The organism is Pseudomonas salicis (assembly GCF_057128705.1).
In genome coordinates this window covers 73,074-90,456 of sequence record NZ_JBSKHU010000007.1, presented here as the reverse complement: position 1 = coordinate 90,456, position 17,383 = coordinate 73,074, and the positions used below count along the sequence as shown (strand labels likewise).

Below are 17,383 nucleotides of genomic sequence, written 5' to 3'. Positions count from 1 at the left end.
CACTGCCGTTGCGTACACCGCGCCACCGAGCGTCGTCGTGGTGTGATCATGCGACTGTGAGCGTAGATCAGGGTTCCTTTGGCCGCTAAACTCGGCGAAACCTGACCCGTCCGTCGCACACGTTCATCGCAAGGAAGGCCCGATGCTGACCACCCTCGCCGTCGCCAATTACCGCTCGATCAACACGCTGGTGATGCCGCTGGCACGCCTGAACCTGATCACCGGACCCAACGGCAGCGGCAAGTCCAACCTCTACCGCGCCCTGCGTTTGCTGGCCGAAACGGCCCAAGGCGGGGTGATCAATGCGCTGGCCCGTGAGGGCGGGTTGAAGTCCACGTTCTGGGCGGGACCGGAGAGCATCAGCCGACGCATGCGCAACGGTGAAGTCGAAGTGCAGGGCGGGCCGCGCAAAGAGGTCGTTCGATTGCGCCTGGGGTTTGCGGCCGAGGATTTCAGCTACGCGATTTCGCTGGGGCTGCCTCCGCCGTCGAACGCGCCCACGGCGTTCGCCCTGGACCCGGAGATCAAGCGCGAATGCATCTGGGCCGGGCCGCTGTATCGCCCTGCCAGTCTGCTGGTGGACCGCGCCGGGCCAATGGTTCGGACTCGCGAAGGCCGCAGTTGGGAGGTTCTGGCGCAACACACCCCGACCTTCGACAGCCTGTTCGATCAGGTGGGCAACCTGCGCTCATCGCCGGAAGTGCTGCAACTGCGAGAGAGCATTCGTGGTTGGCGATTTTATGATCACTTCCGCAGCGATTCCGACGCGCCTGCGCGCAAACCGCAACTGGGTACGCGCACGCCGGTGCTGCATCACGACGGGCGAGACCTGGCAGCGGCCTTGCAGACCATTCGGGAGATTGGAGAACCGGAGGCGCTGGACGCCGCGATCAGCGACGCCTTTCCGGGGGCGCGAGTGGCCATCGATGCGCAGGGTGGCGGGTTATTCTCATTGGAGTTTTATCAAGAGGGGTTATTGAGGCCGCTGTCCGGGTCCGAGCTGTCGGACGGCACGTTGCGGTATCTGCTGCTGATCGCCGCCCTGCTGACACGCCGCCCGCCGACCATGATGGTCCTGAACGAACCGGAAACCAGCCTTCACCCCGACCTGCTGCCTGCGTTGGCAAGGTTGATCATTCGCGCATCGCAGCGTTGTCAGGTGTGGGTCGTGTCACACGCCAGCCGTTTGATCGCCGCGCTGGAGCAGGACCCAGAATGCAACAGCATCGTGTTGGAGAAAGAATTGGGACAGACCAGGATTGTCGGTCAGGGGATGCTGGATCAACCGGCCTGGCATTGGCCGGATTGAAGAACGCTTGATCAATCCCACGCAGAGCATGGAGACGATCACCGTTTTGTAGGAGTGAGCTTGCTCGCGATGGCGGAGTATCAGAACCATTAATAGCGTCTGACACGACGCAATCGCGAGCAAGCTCACTCCTACAGGGATCGCGGGTTGGCGCAGATCATGGAAAACACCAAAAAAACGTAGGAGCGCGCAGTGACCGGTCAGGAGATGTCGGCTAAAAACCCTGCGAGCGCGGATCAGCTACCCGCCCCACCATGAGCTTCTTCAAAGAAGAAATCCTTCCAGCTGTCGGCCTTGTTCTTCAGCACGCCGATCTCATTCAGTTTCTCGGCATAGATGTAAGTGCGTTGCGGCACGATGGTGAAGTCGATTTCCGGGTCGTTGACGATCTTTTCAACCAGCGGCAACGGCAGCTTGGACTTCTCGACCTCGATGTAGGTCTTCGCTGCGGCGTTCTTGTCGGCCTTGATGATCTTCTCGGCTTCCGCCAGCGCGTCGTAGAAGGCTTTGTAGGTCTTCGGGTTTTCGTCGTGGAATTTCTGGGTGGTGTAGAGCACGTTGAACGTGGCCTGACCGCCCAGCACGTCATACGAACTCAGCACTTTATGCACGTTCGGGTTCTCCAGCTCCTGATACTGGAACGGCGGGCTGGAGAAGTGCGCGCTGATTTCCGAACCGCCTGCGATCAGCGCCGAGGTGGCGTCCGGGTGCGGCAGGCTGACGGAGATGTCGTCGAATTTCTTGTAGTTGGCGTTACCGAACAGCTTGGCGGTCTCGATCTGCAAGGTGCGCGACTGGAAGCCCACGCCCGCTGCCGGGACGGCAATGCGGTCTTTGTCGGTGAAATCCTTCACGGTCTTCACGTCCGGCTTGTTGCTCAGCAGGTAGTTCGGCATCGAACCCAGCGAGGCGATGGCCTTGACGTTCTGCTTGCCCTTGGTGCGGTCCCAGATGGTCAACATCGGCGGAACGCCTGCCGACACAACGTCCAGCGCACCCGCCAGCAGCGCTTCGTTCATCGCGGTGGCGCCGGAAATGCTGTTCCAGTCGACCTTGATGTCGATGCCCTCTTCCTTGCCGTGCTTCTCGATCAGCTTCTGCTGCTGCACGACGTCGAGAATCAGGTAACCGATGCCGAACTGCTGGGCGATGCTGATCTTGCCTTCGGCGTGTGCGCCACTGCTCAGCAGCGCGCCGGTCAGACCGAGTGTGACGGCCAGCGCAGTCAGCGTCGGGCGTTTGAAAGAAGTCCCCATAAATTCCTCACAAAAGAAGCGAAAAGTGTTGGATGAGTCTTATATCCCGGTCTCAGCGCTGCATGCCCCACCGCTTCACGGTCAGGCGCTCCACATTGCTGAACAGCAGGTTTTCCACCAGCAGCCCGATGATGATCACGGCCGCGAGGCCCGCGAACACCTTGTCGGTGTACAGCTCGTTGCGGTTCTGGAAGATGTACCAACCCAGACCGCCTTTCCCCGAGGACGCGCCGAACACCAGCTCGGCGGCGATCAGGGTGCGCCAGGCGAACGCCCAGCCGATTTTCAGGCCCGCCAGAATCGACGGCAGCGCTGCAGGAATCAGGATGTGCCAGACAAAGCGAATACCCTTCAGGCCATAGTTGCGGCCAGCCATGCGTTGGGTTTCGGACACGCCAAGAAAGCCAGCGTAGGTGTTCAGCGCCAAAGCCCACAGCACCGAGTGAACCAGCACAAAGATCAGGCTGTTTTCGCCCAACCCAAACCACAACAGCGACAGCGGCAGCAGCGCGATGGCGGGCAGTGGGTTGAGCATCGAGGTCAGCGTGCCGAGCAGGTCGCGCCCCAATTGCGTAGACACGGCCAGCGTGGTCATGAAGAACGCCAGCACGATGCCGATCAGGTAGCCCTTGACCAGCACGGTCAGGGAAATCCACACCTTGGCCAGCAGCTCGCCAGTGACGATGCCATCGATGAAGGCCTTGGCGGTGTCGATGAAACTCGGCAGCAACAGGTCATTGCCCTGAATGCGCGCGGCGATTTCCCAGATCACCGCCAGGGCGATCAGGATCACGGTCTTGCGCACCCAGCTCTGCTGCCAGATGCGTTGCACGAGCGGAATGTCGCGGGCCAGGTCTTCCTGAGTGAAAGGCTCCAGCGCGACTTCGTATTCCTCGCGAATGGGGGGTGAAAGGCTCATGGTGGAAATCTCTTTTGAATTCGACCCAACCCCTGTAGGAGTGAGCTTGCTCGCGATGCGTCAGATCACACAGTGGTGTGGTGAATGACACACCGCTATCGCGAGCAAGCTCACTCCTACAAGGCGCGTTCAATCCGGGCGTTCGGTGATGTTCAAGTCATGCATCAAGTGCGCGATCAGTAAGCGATCCGAATATCCTGAAACCGCAAATCCTGCTCGACCGCAGGCGCTTCGCCTTCGTCGAACAGCAGCCGGTGAATGCGCTGCGCGGAGGCCTGGAAATCCACGCCGCCGAGGCTTTTCAGGTCGTACTGATGGCTGTTGATCTCGGCACGCACGCGGCCTGGATGCGGCGACAGCAGCAAAATCCGGTTACCCACGACCAGTGCTTCTTCGATGGAGTGGGTCACGAACAACAGCGTGAAGCGCACCTCTTCCCACAGCTCCAGCAGTTCTTCCTGCATCTTGCGACGGGTCAAGGCATCGAGCGCGGCGAACGGCTCGTCCATCAGCAGAATTTTCGGCTGCATTGCCAGCGCACGGGCAATCGCCACACGCGCCTTCATGCCCCCCGACAGGGTGTGCGGGTAGGCGTCGGCAAATGCGCTCAGGCCGACCTTTTCCAGATAATGCCGCGCCCGCTCTTCGGCTTCGCGACGCTTGAGGGTGCGCGAGGCCAGCAGCGGGAACATGACGTTCTCAATCACGGTCTTCCACGGCGGAAGCTGATCGAACTCCTGAAACACGACAATTCGGTCCGGCCCCGGCTCTGTGACCTGCTGACCGGCCAGACGAATCTGCCCTTCGCTGGGCGTGATGAAACCGGCAACGGCCTTGAGCAACGTCGATTTGCCGCAACCCGACGGGCCGAGGAGGACGAAGCGGTCAGCCGGGTCGATTTCGAAACTGACTTGATGAGTGGCCCGCACCACGCGTTCCGGCGTGCGGTATTCAAGGCTGACGCCCTGGACTTGCAATAGCGCTTCAGCGGTAGGCTGATTGGCCTCTTGCGCGTTCGAGCGATTGCTAGCCGTGTGGCTTTGCAGAACAGCGTTCATGGAGCGGGCTCCCTCAATCGGTGTGAATCAGAACGGAGCATCGCCCTGAATGGTGGTGCGGTGCAGACGACGACGCAGATGGTCAGGCGTGCCGCCCGCCAGGTGGATCAGGGAACGGTTGTCCCAGAACACCATGTCGTTCTCCTGCCATTTGTGGCGCAGGACGTTTTCCGGACGCACGCTGTGGGCGTAGATCTCTTCGAGAATCGCGCGGCTTTCGTCTTCCGGGATGTCCACGATGTGCGTGGTGAACCCCTCGCTGACGAACAGAGCCTTGCGACCGTTTTCCGGGTGCGTGCGCACGATCGGGTGGCTGACCACCGCGACCTGGGCCAATTGCTCGGCGCTCAGCGTCGGGCGCCAGTTCTCGGCGTTTTTGCCGTGGCTGTAGCGCGAGGTGTAGCTGTGAACGGCTTTGCGGCCTTCAACGGCTTTGCGCAGGTGCTCAGGCAAAGTTTCCCATGCCTGATGCATGTCGGCGAACAACGTGTCGCCGCCTTCGCTCGGCAGCTCCTGGGCGTACAGCATCGAACCGAGGCTCGGCAGCTCTTTGTAGGACAGGTCCGAGTGCCAGTATTTACCGGCATCGCCCAGACCCACCGGCTGACCGTTTTCAACGATGTTAGAGACGATCAGGATTTCAGGGTGGTTGGCGAGCAGGAACTGCTTGAGCACGTGAATCTGCAGCACGCCGAAACGGCGGCTGAAATCGATCTGTTGCTGCGGCGTGATCTGCTGATCGCGGAACACAACAACGTGGTGATCCAGGTGCGCTCGGTGTACGCGGGCGAAGTCTGCGTCATTCAGCGGCCGGGACAGGTCCAGTCCGACGATTTCTGCGCCCACCTTTTCGGCGAATGGACGCACATCGAACTGCTGACTCGGTGCTTGAGCGGACGTGGAAGCTTGGGAGGCTGCTGGCATGAGAACTCCGACTCCAGAATAGGTGTGACTGAGAAGTCGGGACTTTATAGATATAAGAAGAGAAATTTAAATATCGTTAGAGCATATGGATAGCGCTGAAAGAACTAGCGACGGCGCAATGCCAGTATCGGTAACGGTCCGGATACCAAATTCTTATCTTTAGCCACGAACCCGAAAGGCAAAATGCGTGTCTATCTCCTGCCTCGCAGCGTTGCTCGCTGCGATCCGAGGCGCTTTTCAGAGATAAGAAAAAGAGGAACGATCATGCCGGAACGCGCAGGCTTCAACGATCACTCGTCCGACAAAGTGCAGGACGACAACGTTAAATTGCTCATTGCCTTACGGCGCGCCTTGAGCGCAGATGCAAAAACGCCGACGCATGTACGAGCCGTCGGCGTGAAAAACGTGGGGCAGTGAGCTCGACTCTTTTCCGGCATACGGCGGACTTTGTTGGAGTGAGCTTGCTCGCGAACCGTTAGGTCAGGCACTGCAATGATGACTCATCAGCCGCCATCGCGAGCAAGCTCACTCCTACAGAGATATCAGCTGCCCCTACAACATCAGAACGCTGGCAATACCGCGCCGTCGTACTTCTTGTTGATGAAGTCTTTGACTTCCTGGCTGGTCAGCGCCTTGGACAGCTTGTTGATCGCGTCGGTGTGGGCGTTGTCGGTACGGGTGACGAGGAAGTTCACGTAAGGCGAATCGGCACCTTCGATGATCAGCGCGTCTTTCTTCGGATTCAGTTTGGCTTCCAGCGCGTAGTTGGTGTTGATCAGGTCCAGGTCAACCTGGTCCAGAGCGCGTGGCAGCAGAGCGGATTCCAGCTCGCGGAATTTCAGTTTTTTCGGGTTGGTGGCGATGTCTTTCGGGGTCGCCAGCGCGTTGGTCGGGTCTTTCAGGGTGATCAGACCGTTCTTCTGCAGCAGGAGCAGCGCACGACCGGCGTTGCTGCCTTCGTTCGGAATGGCAACGGTGGCGCCTTCAGGCAATTGGTCAATGGACTTCCACTTCTTGGAGTAGCCGCCGAACGGTTCAACGTGTACGCCCACGCCAGTCACCAGCGTCGCGCCTTTACCTTTGTTGAAGCCATCCAGGTAAGGCTTGGTCTGGAAGTAGTTGGCGTCCAGACGTTTTTCGTTCAGCTGCACGTTTGGCTGCACGTAGTCAGTGAACACCTTGATCTCCAGGTCCACGCCTTCTTTGGCCAGTTCAGGCTTGATCAGGTTCAGGATCTCGGCGTGGGGAACGGCCGTCGCGCCGACGACCAGTTTCTCGGCAGCCTGGGCTGCGTTGACGCCAAAGGAGAGGGCAGCCGCCAGTGCGGTGAACAACAACGTCTTTTTCATGCGATGTCCTTAAAATCCGGTCGCCTTGTGGGCAACTCTGTCGAGATAGTGCCGCGGGTACGACCCCATGGGTGGCGGCTGATGCGGACATTACCGAGATTTTTTATTCCGAGACAATACTTTTTAAGCGAATCGTTATGCTTTTTGGTTCTCAGGAGGCTTTTGGCCATCTCTCATGATCTCCAAATGGCTCTACGTCAGCGCTCTCGCGGCCGTCGCGCTGCTCCCACAGATGGTCGGCTCAACCGTCAGCGGGAAGGAAGGTTGAGATGTTCCGGCAAAATCTCCGCCCCGCTGCTGACCAGCAATGCAAAATGAATGACGTTCTCCAGCTCCCGTGTATTCCCCGGCCAGTAGTGCGCTTCCAGCACTTTCTGCGCGGCGTCGCTGATAAGGGGCATGTCGAAGTCGAGGCGCTGGCTATAGATCCCCAGAAAATACTCGGCCAACGGCAAAATGTTGCCCGGCTGCTCACGCAGGGATGGCAGGTCCAACCGCCCCTCGCTCAGGTAGCTATAGAGCCGCTCGTGAAACTTCCCGGCGGCAACGGCCAGTTTCAGGTCGATGCTCGTCGCCGCCACCAAACGTACGTCCACAGGGCTCGGCTGCGAGGCGCCGACCCGGGTGACTTCGTGATTTTCCAGCGCCGACAACAATTTGATCTGAATCGGCAACGGCAGGTCCGCGATCTCGTCGAGGTACAGCGTCCCGCCTGTCGCCGAACCGAACCATCCCGCCCTGCTACTCGCTGACCCGCTGTGCGCGCCGGCCGCGTAACCGAAGAGCTCGGCGTCGGCGTAGGTCGGACTGATCGCACCGCAATTCACCGAGACGAACAACCCCGAACGATCACTGCCACGGTGGATATGCCGCGCCAACAGTTCTTTGCCGGTGCCAGGTTCGCCACGGATCAAGACCGGCAAATCCAAGGGGGCAAGCTGCTCCATTTCTTCACGCAAGCGACGAGAGCGTGGGTCGAAAAACACCAGCGCCTTGGCACGGATGCTCAGGGGGCTTTTTTCAGCGTCGGGAAAAGTCAGGAGGGGTTGTTGAGGTACGTCTGATGGGCTCATGGCAGGCTCCCGCCCAAGCCATCGAAGCCTGAGCGTTAAAAAAAAGGCCGCAGCGCCTGTCGGTTCACTGCGGCGAAAAAGGTCGTGATCAGCGTGCGTTCTGACGCGATCATCGCCACGCAACATGGCTTCATGCGCGACGTCGTGTGAGTTGTTCGATACGGCCTTGCAGGCGATACAGGTAAGCGAAACCCTGTTCCCAGCGTTGATGGCCGGATTTCACGTTGATATGACCCGCGCCGCTCAGAATGCCGATCTCGGCTCCCCAGTTGCGGGCCATTTCCATCGCACGCAAGGCGCTGACGGCGGAGTCGTTGTCGGAACTGACCACCTGTGCCGGGAACGGCAGCATGTGCTCAGGGATAGGCGCAAAGTTACGAATCGCCGGCGGGCAGTTCGGTCGCTCGACGTCCGCAGGCGCCACCAGCAAAGCGCCGCGCACTTGTCGCAAGGTTTCCAATGGCGCCAGTTGCGCCCAGTGAGCCACCGTCACACAGCCAAGGCTGTGGGCGATCAGAATCACCGGTGAACTGTCGACGGCAATTGCTCGCTGCAACTCACCGACCCAATCTTCGCGGCGAGGTTTCAGCCAGTCGGCCTGCTCCACGCGCACGCTGTTGGGCAGGCTGTTCTGCCAATGAGTTTGCCAATGGTCTTCGGCAGATCCTTGCCAGCCTGGCACGATCAAGTAACGGATCGATTCGTTATGCACGGCCTTCGCCTCCTGCACTTTTTGCGTTCATGGCGGCGAGTATAGGGAAGGGACATATATTCGAAAAAGAATAAGAAGATATTTATTAATACCCAAAATTCATATGTCGCAAACACAGTCAATCACGCGACCAAAAAAGAGGGCCACCCCCTGCCTTAAGGAGTAGCCCTGATAATCACGCTGTCTGCCCCCAGCTCGCCGGGGATAAGGAAAGAATACGGGTGGGTTGTTACAGAATTTTTTATCTGCGGAAAAATTCAGGCGAGCGGTGACAACGGCCTATGCCACGCGTCCAAACGAAAACACCACCGGCCATATGCTATTTGGACAGGGGGGCGCAACGGATGCCCTCCAGAAACGAGGAGGCCCCGCAAAGCGGGGCCGTCACATAACCTAGTCTCATCACCGCTTCTTGATGCACGGGAGTGGAGGTTCCTAGGGCTGCGAGCTGAGGTTATCAGCCTCGGTTGTGACGTCAACCCCTGCAGCAGCGAGCGTTCCGAAGGGTAAAAAACATGGCGAGCTGCATCGCCAATGGTCGCGGTGATCGACCCGGCGTTATGCACTTGGATGAAAGTTCACGATCGGGTTTCGACGACGCTGGCGGACTGGAATACCTAGAAGGAGATTGTCGGACGCAAGAGCGTTATTGCAGCCACGCACGCAAGCACCGGACCGATTTGACACTGATCCAATGCCTCCTTGGAATGCGTCAAGCCTGCCACTGCGTCAACCGATGCCGTGCTGCCCTACGCAGCTTTTCCGAATCCAGCACGCTGATGAAATCATGATCCCGACGAATGATTCCCCGCGATGCGAAATCGATCAGCACGCGTTCGATGACGTCCGGGGTCAGGCCCAGGCAGCGGCTGGAGGGGATGTCATGAACGGAGACGATGCGCACGGAGCGGTCAAGTTCGCCGTAGCCTTCGCTGAGCATGAGCAGCCGGAACGCGACGCGCTCGTCGGTGGGCAGGAGGGTCATTTCATCCCGCGTAGGAACGCCCAGGCCGAGCTTGCTTCCCAGCAGTTGCCGGAAAAAGCGCCAGTAGCGAGGGTTATGGTCGAGTATGTGATCAAGGGGGGCCTGCGGCATGTGCAGCAGGATGACCTGGTCTTCCGCGTAGACATCGTGCAGGCGGGGCCGCTCATCAAAGAGGGAGACTTCACCAAACCAGTACGGGCGTTTCGAGGGCGCTTGAGGAAGCCAGTGACGTTGCTGTTTGACGTCGTTGAAGCGGACGGAGCCTGCAAGCAGCGCATACAGCCCACACGCAGGCTCGCCACGCTTGAGGATAAGTTTGCCGGGGGTGACCCGCCGCTGCCGCATGCCGGTCAGCAGGCTATCCTGCAAGGCAGCGGGCAAATCATTGAACCAGTGGTCGTTGTCCAACCATGAGCGCCATTGCGTTCCATTCGTCACGTGAATCTCCTTTTTCTCGTAGGCGTTTTATTGCAGGCTGAGCCAACGGGCAGGCCCCGGCCCAAAAAGCAGCGGCATGATCAACGCAGACAGGAGGAATAACAATGAAAAACCTCATCGATCATCTCAGCCAGTACGCGGCTTACCACCGCGATACCCGCAACATTGCCACGCACTTCGTGGGTGTTCCGCTGATCGTCCTCGCCGTGTCGGTGCTGCTGTCGCGGCCGGGCTGGAGCAGTTGGGCGCTGGGCGAGCTTTGGCTATCACCGGCCTTGTTGGCAACAGTCGCGGCTACGTTGTTTTACCTGCGCCTCGACAAGTCGTTGGGGATCGCCTTGGGCATCGTACTGACGCTGTTTCTGTGGATCGGCGCGCACCTTGCGCAGCAAAGCACGCTGGTCTGGCTAGGCTCGGGCGTCGGGCTGTTCGTGATCGGCTGGGCGATCCAGTTCGTCGGCCATTATTACGAAGGTCGTAAACCGGCGTTCGTCGACGACGTCACAGGCCTGATCATTGGCCCGCTGTTCGTCACGGCTGAGGCGGCGTTTTTGATGGGAATGCGCAAGAAATTGCAGAACAGCATCGAAGGGAAAGTGGGGCGGACGCACAAGCGGAATTTGAAGAAGGCGGCGGCTTAAGTAGACGCCCCGTGCCGCCGGGGCGAAACAACCGGCCCGCACAACACGCCTCGGTAGCAGCACGGCTCGCCGGCGGCAGCGTTTTCAGAAACGCCACCGCCGGCAAGCCGTGCTGCTACAAAGAGCGATCAAATGTTCTCAACCTTCTGCCAAACCTTCGGCTTGAAGAACAACGTCTCGCCGCGCGCCAGGCCGATCAGGCTGTCGTGATCCTTTACCACTTCCGCTTCGATCAGGTCCGGCTGGCCCTCGACTTTCAGCGTCACACGCGTGGTCGCGCCCAGTGGCCGAATGTCCCGAACTTCCGCTGCGTGGTGCCCTTCCACTTCATGGCGCGACAGCGACACTTCGTGGGGACGGAACAGCACGTGGTTGTCTTCGCCCAGATGCAGGCGGTTGGAGTCGCCGAGGAAGTGATAGACGAAGTCACTCGCCGGGTTCTCATACACCTCGCCCGGTGAGCCGATCTGCTCGATCACACCCTTGTTCATCACCACGATGCGGTCGGCGACTTCCATGGCCTCTTCCTGGTCGTGGGTCACGAACACGGAAGTCAGGTTGATGTCTTCGTGCAAGCGCGCCAGCCAGCGACGCAGCTCCTTGCGCACCTTGGCATCCAGCGCACCGAACGGCTCGTCCAGCAGCAGCACCTTCGGCTCAACCGCCAAGGCACGCGCCAAGGCGATACGCTGACGCTGACCACCGGACAATTGCTCGGGATAGCGATCCGACAGCCAGTCCAGTTGCACCATGTTCAACAGTTCATGAACCTTGGCGGCGATCTGGCTTTCGTTCGGGCGCTGGTTTTTCGGCTTCATGCGCAGGCCGAAAGCGACGTTGTCGAACACGGTCATGTGACGGAACAGCGCGTAGTGCTGGAACACGAAACCGACGTTGCGATCACGCACATCGTGACCGGAGACGTCTTCGCCGTGGAACACGATGCTGCCCTGATCCGGCGTTTCCAGCCCCGCGATGATGCGCAGCAGCGTGGTTTTGCCACAGCCGGACGGCCCCAGCAAAGCCACCAGCTCGCCACTCTGGATGTCCAGATTGATGCTGTTGAGGGCCTTGAAAGCGTTGAAATTCTTGCTGACGTTACGGACTTCGATCGACATGAATTATTCCTCCGCCGCGCTTTGGCGCAGACGGCTAATGCGCGCTTCGCTCCACTGCTTGAGCAGCAGGATGAACAGCGCAAGGATCAATAACAGGCTCGCCACGGCAAATGCAGCCACGTGGTTGTACTCGTTGTAGAGAATCTCGACATGCAGCGGCAGGGTGTTGGTCACGCCGCGAATGTGGCCGGACACCACCGACACCGCGCCGAATTCACCCATCGCACGGGCGGTACACAGCACCACGCCGTAGATGAGACCCCATTTGATGTTCGGCACAGTCACATGCCAGAACATCTGCCAACCGTTGGCCCCCAGCAGACGCGCCGCTTCTTCTTCCTGCGTGCCCTGCTCCTGCATCAGCGGGATCAGCTCGCGGGCCACAAAAGGCACGGTCACGAAGATGGTCGCCAGCACGATCCCCGGGAGCGCGAAGACGATCTGGATGTCGTGATCCTGAAGCCACGGCCCAAACACGCCACGGGCGCCGAACATCAGGATGTAAACCAGACCTGCGATGACCGGCGAAACCGAGAATGGCAGGTCGATCAGGGTCACCAGGATCGCCTTGCCCCGGAACGAATATTTGCTCACGCACCAGGCGGCCGAGACGCCGAACACGACGTTCAACGGCACGGAAATCAGCACGGCATACACCGTGAGTTTCAACGCCGACAACGCATCAGGCTCAAGAATCGCCGTGAAGAAGCCGCCCAAGCCGTTTTTCAGGCCCTGACTGACAACAACGAACAACGGCAAAAGTAGAAAGATGGCAAAAACCAGCCAGGCAAGGCCGATCAGAATACGCCGCGACACCGCACTGCCACGACGGGCAGCGTTGGCGGAGGAAGCGGCAATGAGCGATGGACCAGACATAGTGCGCCTCCTCAGTTCGGGGTTTCGATGCGACGTTGCAGCAGGTTGATCAGCAGCAACAGGATGAACGACACCACCAGCATCAGCACGCCGATGGAGGTGGCGCCTGCGTAGTCGTATTGGTCGAGCTTGACCATGATCAGCAGCGGCAGGATTTCGGTTTTCATCGGCATGTTGCCCGCGATGAAAATCACCGAGCCGTATTCGCCCACGCCTCGGGCAAAGGCCAGCGCGAAGCCGGTCAGCCAGGCAGGTAGCAGAGCGGGGACGAGGATGTACCGGAACACTTGCAGCGGACGAGCGCCCAGGCAAGCGGCGGCTTCTTCGACTTCACGGGGAATGTCCGCCAACACCGGCTGAACGGTCCGCACCACGAACGGCATGGTGACAAAGGTCAGCGCCAGGGTGATACCGAACGGGGTGTAAGCGATCTTGATGCCCAGGTCGGTAGCGAACTGGCCTACCAGACCGGCCGGGGTATATAGGGCGGTCAGTGCGATGCCCGCAACGGCCGTGGGCAGCGCGAACGGCAGGTCGATCATCGCGTCGATGATCTTGCGGCCCGGAAAGGTGTAACGCACCAGCACCCACGCCAACAGCGTACCGATGATGCCGTTGATGATGGCTGCGTAGAACGCAGTGCCGAAGCTCAATTTCAGCGCCGCCAGCACCCGAGGCGCGGTGACGATGTTCCAGAACTGCTCGGCGGTCAGTTGCGACGCATGGATGAACATGAACGCGAGCGGTATCAGCACAATCAAGCTGAGGTACACCAAGGTGTAGCCCAGCGTCAGCCCGAAGCCGGGTATGACGGGGGATATGCGTCGAGACATAAAGGTCCTTGGTTGATACACAGAACCCGGAGCGGGTCCGGGTCGGTTTTTGCCATGGGAAAGCTGCGAAATTTATCAAATTCCGCGACACCCCGTGTAGGAGTGAGCTTGCTCGCGATCTGCGATCTACCAGGCCCAATGGCGGTGTCTGGCGGCATGAATCGCGAGCAAGCTCACTCCTACAGGTTATGGGGCTTGTTACTTCGGAATATAGATCTGGTCGAAGATGCCGCCGTCGTTGAAGAACTTGGGCTGAGCTTCTTTCCAGCCACCGAAATCCTTGTCGATGGTCACCAGCTCCAGTTTCGGGAACTGCTTCTCGTACTTGGCCGCGATTTCCTTGTCGCGAGGACGATAGAAGTTCTTCGCGGCGATTTCCTGACCTTCCTTGCTGTACAGGTGTTTCAGGTACTCAGTCGAGATTTCGGTGGTGCCGTGTTTCTCGGCATTCTTCTCGACGACCGCAACTGGAGGCTCGGCGAGGATCGACAGCGAAGGCACGACGATGTCGAACTTGTCAGCGCCGCCGTCTTCTTTCAGCGACAGGAAGGCTTCGTTTTCCCACGCCAGCAGCACGTCGCCCAAGCCGTTATTGGTGAAGCTGATGGTGGCGCCGCGAGCACCGGTGTCCAGCACAGGCACGTGTTCGAACAGGGTCTTGATGTAGGCCTTGGCCTTGGTCTCGTCGCCACCGTTGGCTTTCAGGCCATAGGCGTAGGCGGCCAGGAAGTTCCAGCGAGCCCCACCGGAGGTTTTCGGGTTAGGGGTGATGACCGCGACGTCTTTCTTGATCAGGTCAGCCCAATCGTGGATGCCTTTCGGATTGCCTTTGCGCACCAGAAACACGATGGTCGAGGTGTACGGGGTGCTGGCGTCCGGCAGTTTGGTCTGCCAGTTTTCCGGGATGGATTTGCCCAGTTTCGAGATTTCGTCGATGTCACCGGCCAGTGCCAGGGTCACCACGTCAGCAGGCGAACCGTCGATGACTGAACGGCCCTGCTTGCCCGAACCACCGTGGGACTGGTTGATCTTGACCGTGTCGCCTGGGTGGGCCTTGGTCCAGTAGTTGATGAATTCAGCGTTGTAGTCCTGATACAGCTCACGCGTCGGATCATAGGACACGTTCAACAGCGTGTAGTCCTTGGCAACGGCGGAACCAGCAAACACGGCACTGGCGAGTGCGGCCAGCGCGTAACGACGAATGGACATGAATCAAGCTCCTGGAAATTGTGCGTTGTTGGCTTTTTCTAGTTTTTGGGGTCAAACGTTGTCTGTAACAGCACGGCTTTCCGGCGGACGCGCCCTCAACATCGCTGCCGCCGGCAAGCCGGACTGCTACAGGGTGTTCGGTTGTTCGCAATACTCAGCCCTGCTGCTTGCCCGGGTTTTGCAAACGGAATTTCTCTTTGCGTTCGATCTGGACCACCTGCGCGTTGTGCACGGTGATTTCAACCGCGCCGAAACGCAGGTCACGCAGCGCGCTCTGAATTTCTCGCAGAATGCTTGCTTCGTCCTGGCCGTCGACGCTACGTAGGGATGCGCTCATTATCGTGCTCCTTGAAAGAGTTGCCCGCAGCGGCGGTGGGAAGGCGGCTGCTCGTGGCGTAAGCGCGATATTAGAGAGGGAGGGTTATTCTTAAAAATACTATTTAAGAATGCAGATATAACCAAAGTGAATTTGGTGCTCTGAGTGGCCCGAAACCTTGTAGGAGTGAGCTTGCTCGCGATAGCGTTTTTCCGTCAGCAAACGACAGACAGACCCAACGACATCGCGAGCAAGCTCACTCCTACAAGATCACCACGATTTTCGCTGTAGGGGCGAATTCATTCGCGAATGGTCGCTACAGACAATACAACTCCATCGCCTCTGCTATTTCGCGAATAAATTCGCTTCTACAGGTCGATGCCTGACTACCGGAATGTCAGCTCAACGCAAACACCGGCGCATGCTGCCAATCGATCTGAGCCGCAGGCATAGGCCGGGCAAACCAGTAGCCCTGGCCCAACTCGCATTCGCTGTTCAGCAGAAAATTTGCCTGATCGGCCTGCTCGATACCTTCAGCCAACACCCGCATGCCCATGGCTTGGGCCAGCGCGATGACCGCGTGAACGATGGCGATGTCGTCTTCATCTTCCGGAAGGCCCGCAACAAATCCCTGATCGATTTTCAGCTTCTGCACCGGCATCCGCTTGAGCCGCAGCAGCGACGAATAACCCGTACCAAAATCATCGATGGAAAGCTTGAGGCCCAACTCCCGCAAGCGATGCATCTGCTCAATCGCTTGCTCGGGATCGTCCATGATCGCGCTCTCAGTCACTTCAAGCTCCAGATAACCCGGCGCCAGCCCGGCCTCATGCAGCACCTGAGCGACCCTCCGATCCAGATCGCCGCGGCCGAACAGGCGGCTGGACACGTTGACCGCCACAAACGACAGGGCCACTCCGTCCTTGAGCCACTGGCGCATTTGCCGACAGGCTTCGGTCAGCACCCAGTTGTCGATCTCCGCGATCAGTCCGCTTTGTTCGGCAACGGGAATGAAGTCGCCGGGCGAGACCATCCCGCGCTGCGGATGCTGCCAACGCACCAGCGCCTCGACGCCCTCGATGCGGCGGGTGCGCAGATTGTGGATCGGCTGATAGAACACGCGCAGTTCGTTCTGCACGATCGCCTGCCGCAATTCAACCGCCAGCTCGACTCGACGCTGGGCGCGCGCCGTGAGTTCTTCGGTGTACAGGGCGTAGCGTTCACGCCCTTGGCTTTTGGCAAGAAACAGCGCGGCATCGGCGTTGCGCAACAATTGCTCGGCGCTCATCGCGTCGTGGGGAAAAATGCTGATGCCGATACTCGCCGAGAGAAACAGCGGCTGGCCGTCGATGACGAACGGTTCGCGCATCCCGTCGAGAATGCCTTGCGCCAGTTCTGCCGCCTGCACAGCTTGATTCGGGTTCTCGACCAATACGGCGAACTCGTCCCCACCCAAGCGTGCCAGCGTGAGGCCCTTCTCCAGAAAACTCGCCAACCGTTCACCCACCGCCTTGAGTACTTCATCACCCAGGTTGTGCCCGAGGCTGTCGTTGATGTGCTGGAAGTGGTCCAGATCGATCAAAAGCAGCGCCAGATTTTCTTTCTTGCGCCGAGCATGGGTGAGCGCTTGCTCGGCCCGGTCGCTGAACAGCAAGCGGTTGGGCAGTTCAGTCAGTGCGTCGTAATGGGCCAGGTGGACCAATTCACGCTCGGAATGCTTGATGGAGGTGATGTCGGAAAACACCGCGACGTAATGCGTAATGGCGCCCTGATCATCCTTGATAGAACGAATGCTTTGCCATTGCGGGTAAATTTCGCCACTTTTGCGCCGGTTCCAGATCTCGCCACTCCACTGGCCCGCGCTGGAAATGGTCTTGTACATGCGCGCGTAGAATTCGGGGCCGTGCCGCCCGGACTTGAACTTCTGCGGCGTCAGGCCCAGCACTTCGTCTTGCTGATAGCCCGTGATTTCCATGAAGGCGCGGTTCACGTGAACGATCACGCCCTTGGCATCGGTCACCAACACCCCTTCCAGTGTGCTGTCGAAGACCGCTGCCGCCAGACGCAAGCGTTGAATGTCCTCTTTTCGGCGTTGGCGGGCCTTGACGCCCATGAAGCTCAGCAGCCGGAATCGTGCGAAGTAGACGCATAGCGCACTCATTGCCAGCCAGGCATAACCGCTCATCAGTTGAGCACGGGCCAACTGAACCGAATCTTCGATCAAAAGCGGGAGCACGTAGTCGGTGAACGCCAGCCAGAAAATCGACAGCAGCCCATACAACAGCGCGGTTTTGAGCGCATCTCGGGTAATCACTGACATGGAAAACCAGAAACCTTACGAAAGGACGGGATTATAGAGTAAGAAAC

Annotated in this window: 16 protein-coding genes and 1 pseudogene; 3 read left to right on the top strand and 14 right to left on the bottom strand. The window is 59.1% G+C overall.

The features are described 5' to 3' along the window. Nucleotides 1-142: 142 nt before the first annotated feature. The gene (locus ACWKWE_RS24340) at nt 143-1,309 is read left to right on the top strand and encodes an AAA family ATPase (protein WP_483851945.1); all 1,167 of its coding nucleotides are present in this window, start codon (nt 143-145) and stop codon (nt 1,307-1,309) included. Between the two features lie 236 nt (nt 1,310-1,545). Here the strand turns inward: ACWKWE_RS24340 and ACWKWE_RS24335 are convergent, their stop codons facing one another. The 4 genes from ACWKWE_RS24335 to ACWKWE_RS24320 all read right to left on the bottom strand — a co-directional run bounded on the left by ACWKWE_RS24335 (nt 1,546) and on the right by ACWKWE_RS24320 (nt 5,466). Beyond that, nucleotides 1,546-2,565 (bottom strand): ABC transporter substrate-binding protein, encoded by a 1,020-nt coding sequence (locus tag ACWKWE_RS24335; RefSeq protein WP_341961293.1) that lies wholly within the window; start codon nt 2,563-2,565, stop codon nt 1,546-1,548. 52 nt (nt 2,566-2,617) lie between these two features. Next, nucleotides 2,618-3,484, bottom strand: a complete 867-nt coding sequence (locus ACWKWE_RS24330; protein WP_166595826.1) for an ABC transporter permease — start codon at nt 3,482-3,484, stop codon at nt 2,618-2,620. A 176-nt stretch (nt 3,485-3,660) separates the two neighbouring features. After that, entirely contained in the window at nt 3,661-4,542 is an 882-nt protein-coding gene (locus tag ACWKWE_RS24325) for an ABC transporter ATP-binding protein (protein ID WP_166595827.1), read from the bottom strand. 27 nt (nt 4,543-4,569) lie between these two features. After that, complete coding sequence (locus tag ACWKWE_RS24320; protein WP_166595828.1) at nt 4,570-5,466, bottom strand: TauD/TfdA dioxygenase family protein; 897 nt, start codon at nt 5,464-5,466, stop codon at nt 4,570-4,572. Between the two features lie 264 nt (nt 5,467-5,730). On the opposite strand from ACWKWE_RS24320, the gene ACWKWE_RS24315 reads away from it, so the two are divergent. Next, nucleotides 5,731-5,883, top strand: coding sequence for a hypothetical protein (locus tag ACWKWE_RS24315; RefSeq protein ID WP_483851944.1), 153 nt, complete (start codon nt 5,731-5,733; stop codon nt 5,881-5,883). Nucleotides 5,884-6,026: 143 nt separating this feature from the next. On the opposite strand, the gene ACWKWE_RS24310 is transcribed toward ACWKWE_RS24315, so the two are convergent. From ACWKWE_RS24310 to ACWKWE_RS24295, 4 genes and pseudogenes are all read right to left on the bottom strand, one after another. After that, the gene (locus ACWKWE_RS24310) at nt 6,027-6,815 is read right to left on the bottom strand and encodes a MetQ/NlpA family ABC transporter substrate-binding protein (protein ID WP_166595830.1); all 789 of its coding nucleotides are present in this window, start codon (nt 6,813-6,815) and stop codon (nt 6,027-6,029) included. Between the two features lie 257 nt (nt 6,816-7,072). Then, nucleotides 7,073-7,888 (bottom strand): annotated as a pseudogene (locus ACWKWE_RS24305) (sigma 54-interacting transcriptional regulator); the annotation flags it as partial. A 130-nt stretch (nt 7,889-8,018) separates the two neighbouring features. Continuing rightward, nucleotides 8,019-8,600: an alpha/beta hydrolase gene (locus ACWKWE_RS24300; protein WP_341961287.1), complete on the bottom strand. Its 582-nt coding sequence runs from the start codon at nt 8,598-8,600 to the stop codon at nt 8,019-8,021. 712 nt (nt 8,601-9,312) lie between these two features. Next, entirely contained in the window at nt 9,313-10,023 is a 711-nt protein-coding gene (locus ACWKWE_RS24295; RefSeq protein ID WP_483851943.1) for a Crp/Fnr family transcriptional regulator, read from the bottom strand. 104 nt (nt 10,024-10,127) lie between these two features. On the opposite strand from ACWKWE_RS24295, the gene ACWKWE_RS24290 reads away from it, so the two are divergent. Beyond that, nucleotides 10,128-10,664 carry an Mpo1 family 2-hydroxy fatty acid dioxygenase gene (locus ACWKWE_RS24290; protein WP_483851942.1) on the top strand — a complete coding sequence of 179 codons (537 nt, stop codon included), beginning with the start codon at nt 10,128-10,130 and terminating at the stop codon, nt 10,662-10,664. A gap of 128 nt (nt 10,665-10,792) precedes the next feature. Here the strand turns inward: ACWKWE_RS24290 and ACWKWE_RS24285 are convergent, their stop codons facing one another. From ACWKWE_RS24285 to dibA, 6 genes are all read right to left on the bottom strand, one after another. Then, the gene (locus ACWKWE_RS24285; protein ID WP_166595834.1) at nt 10,793-11,782 is read right to left on the bottom strand and encodes a sulfate/molybdate ABC transporter ATP-binding protein; all 990 of its coding nucleotides are present in this window, start codon (nt 11,780-11,782) and stop codon (nt 10,793-10,795) included. 3 nt (nt 11,783-11,785) lie between these two features. Next, nucleotides 11,786-12,658, bottom strand: a complete 873-nt coding sequence (cysW, locus tag ACWKWE_RS24280; RefSeq protein ID WP_166595835.1) for a sulfate ABC transporter permease subunit CysW — start codon at nt 12,656-12,658, stop codon at nt 11,786-11,788. Between the two features lie 11 nt (nt 12,659-12,669). After that, nucleotides 12,670-13,491, bottom strand: a complete 822-nt coding sequence (cysT, locus tag ACWKWE_RS24275; protein ID WP_166595836.1) for a sulfate ABC transporter permease subunit CysT — start codon at nt 13,489-13,491, stop codon at nt 12,670-12,672. Nucleotides 13,492-13,689: 198 nt separating this feature from the next. Beyond that, on the bottom strand, nt 13,690-14,700 hold the full coding sequence (locus ACWKWE_RS24270; protein WP_166595837.1) for a sulfate ABC transporter substrate-binding protein: 1,011 nt from the start codon (nt 14,698-14,700) through the stop codon (nt 13,690-13,692). A gap of 154 nt (nt 14,701-14,854) precedes the next feature. After that, a complete protein-coding gene (gene oscA / locus ACWKWE_RS24265; protein ID WP_081565193.1) occupies nt 14,855-15,037 on the bottom strand; it encodes a sulfur starvation response protein OscA in 183 nt (60 codons plus the stop codon). Between the two features lie 376 nt (nt 15,038-15,413). Next, nucleotides 15,414-17,336, bottom strand: coding sequence for a phosphodiesterase DibA (dibA, locus tag ACWKWE_RS24260; protein WP_483851941.1), 1,923 nt, complete (start codon nt 17,334-17,336; stop codon nt 15,414-15,416). Nucleotides 17,337-17,383 lie beyond the last annotated feature (47 nt).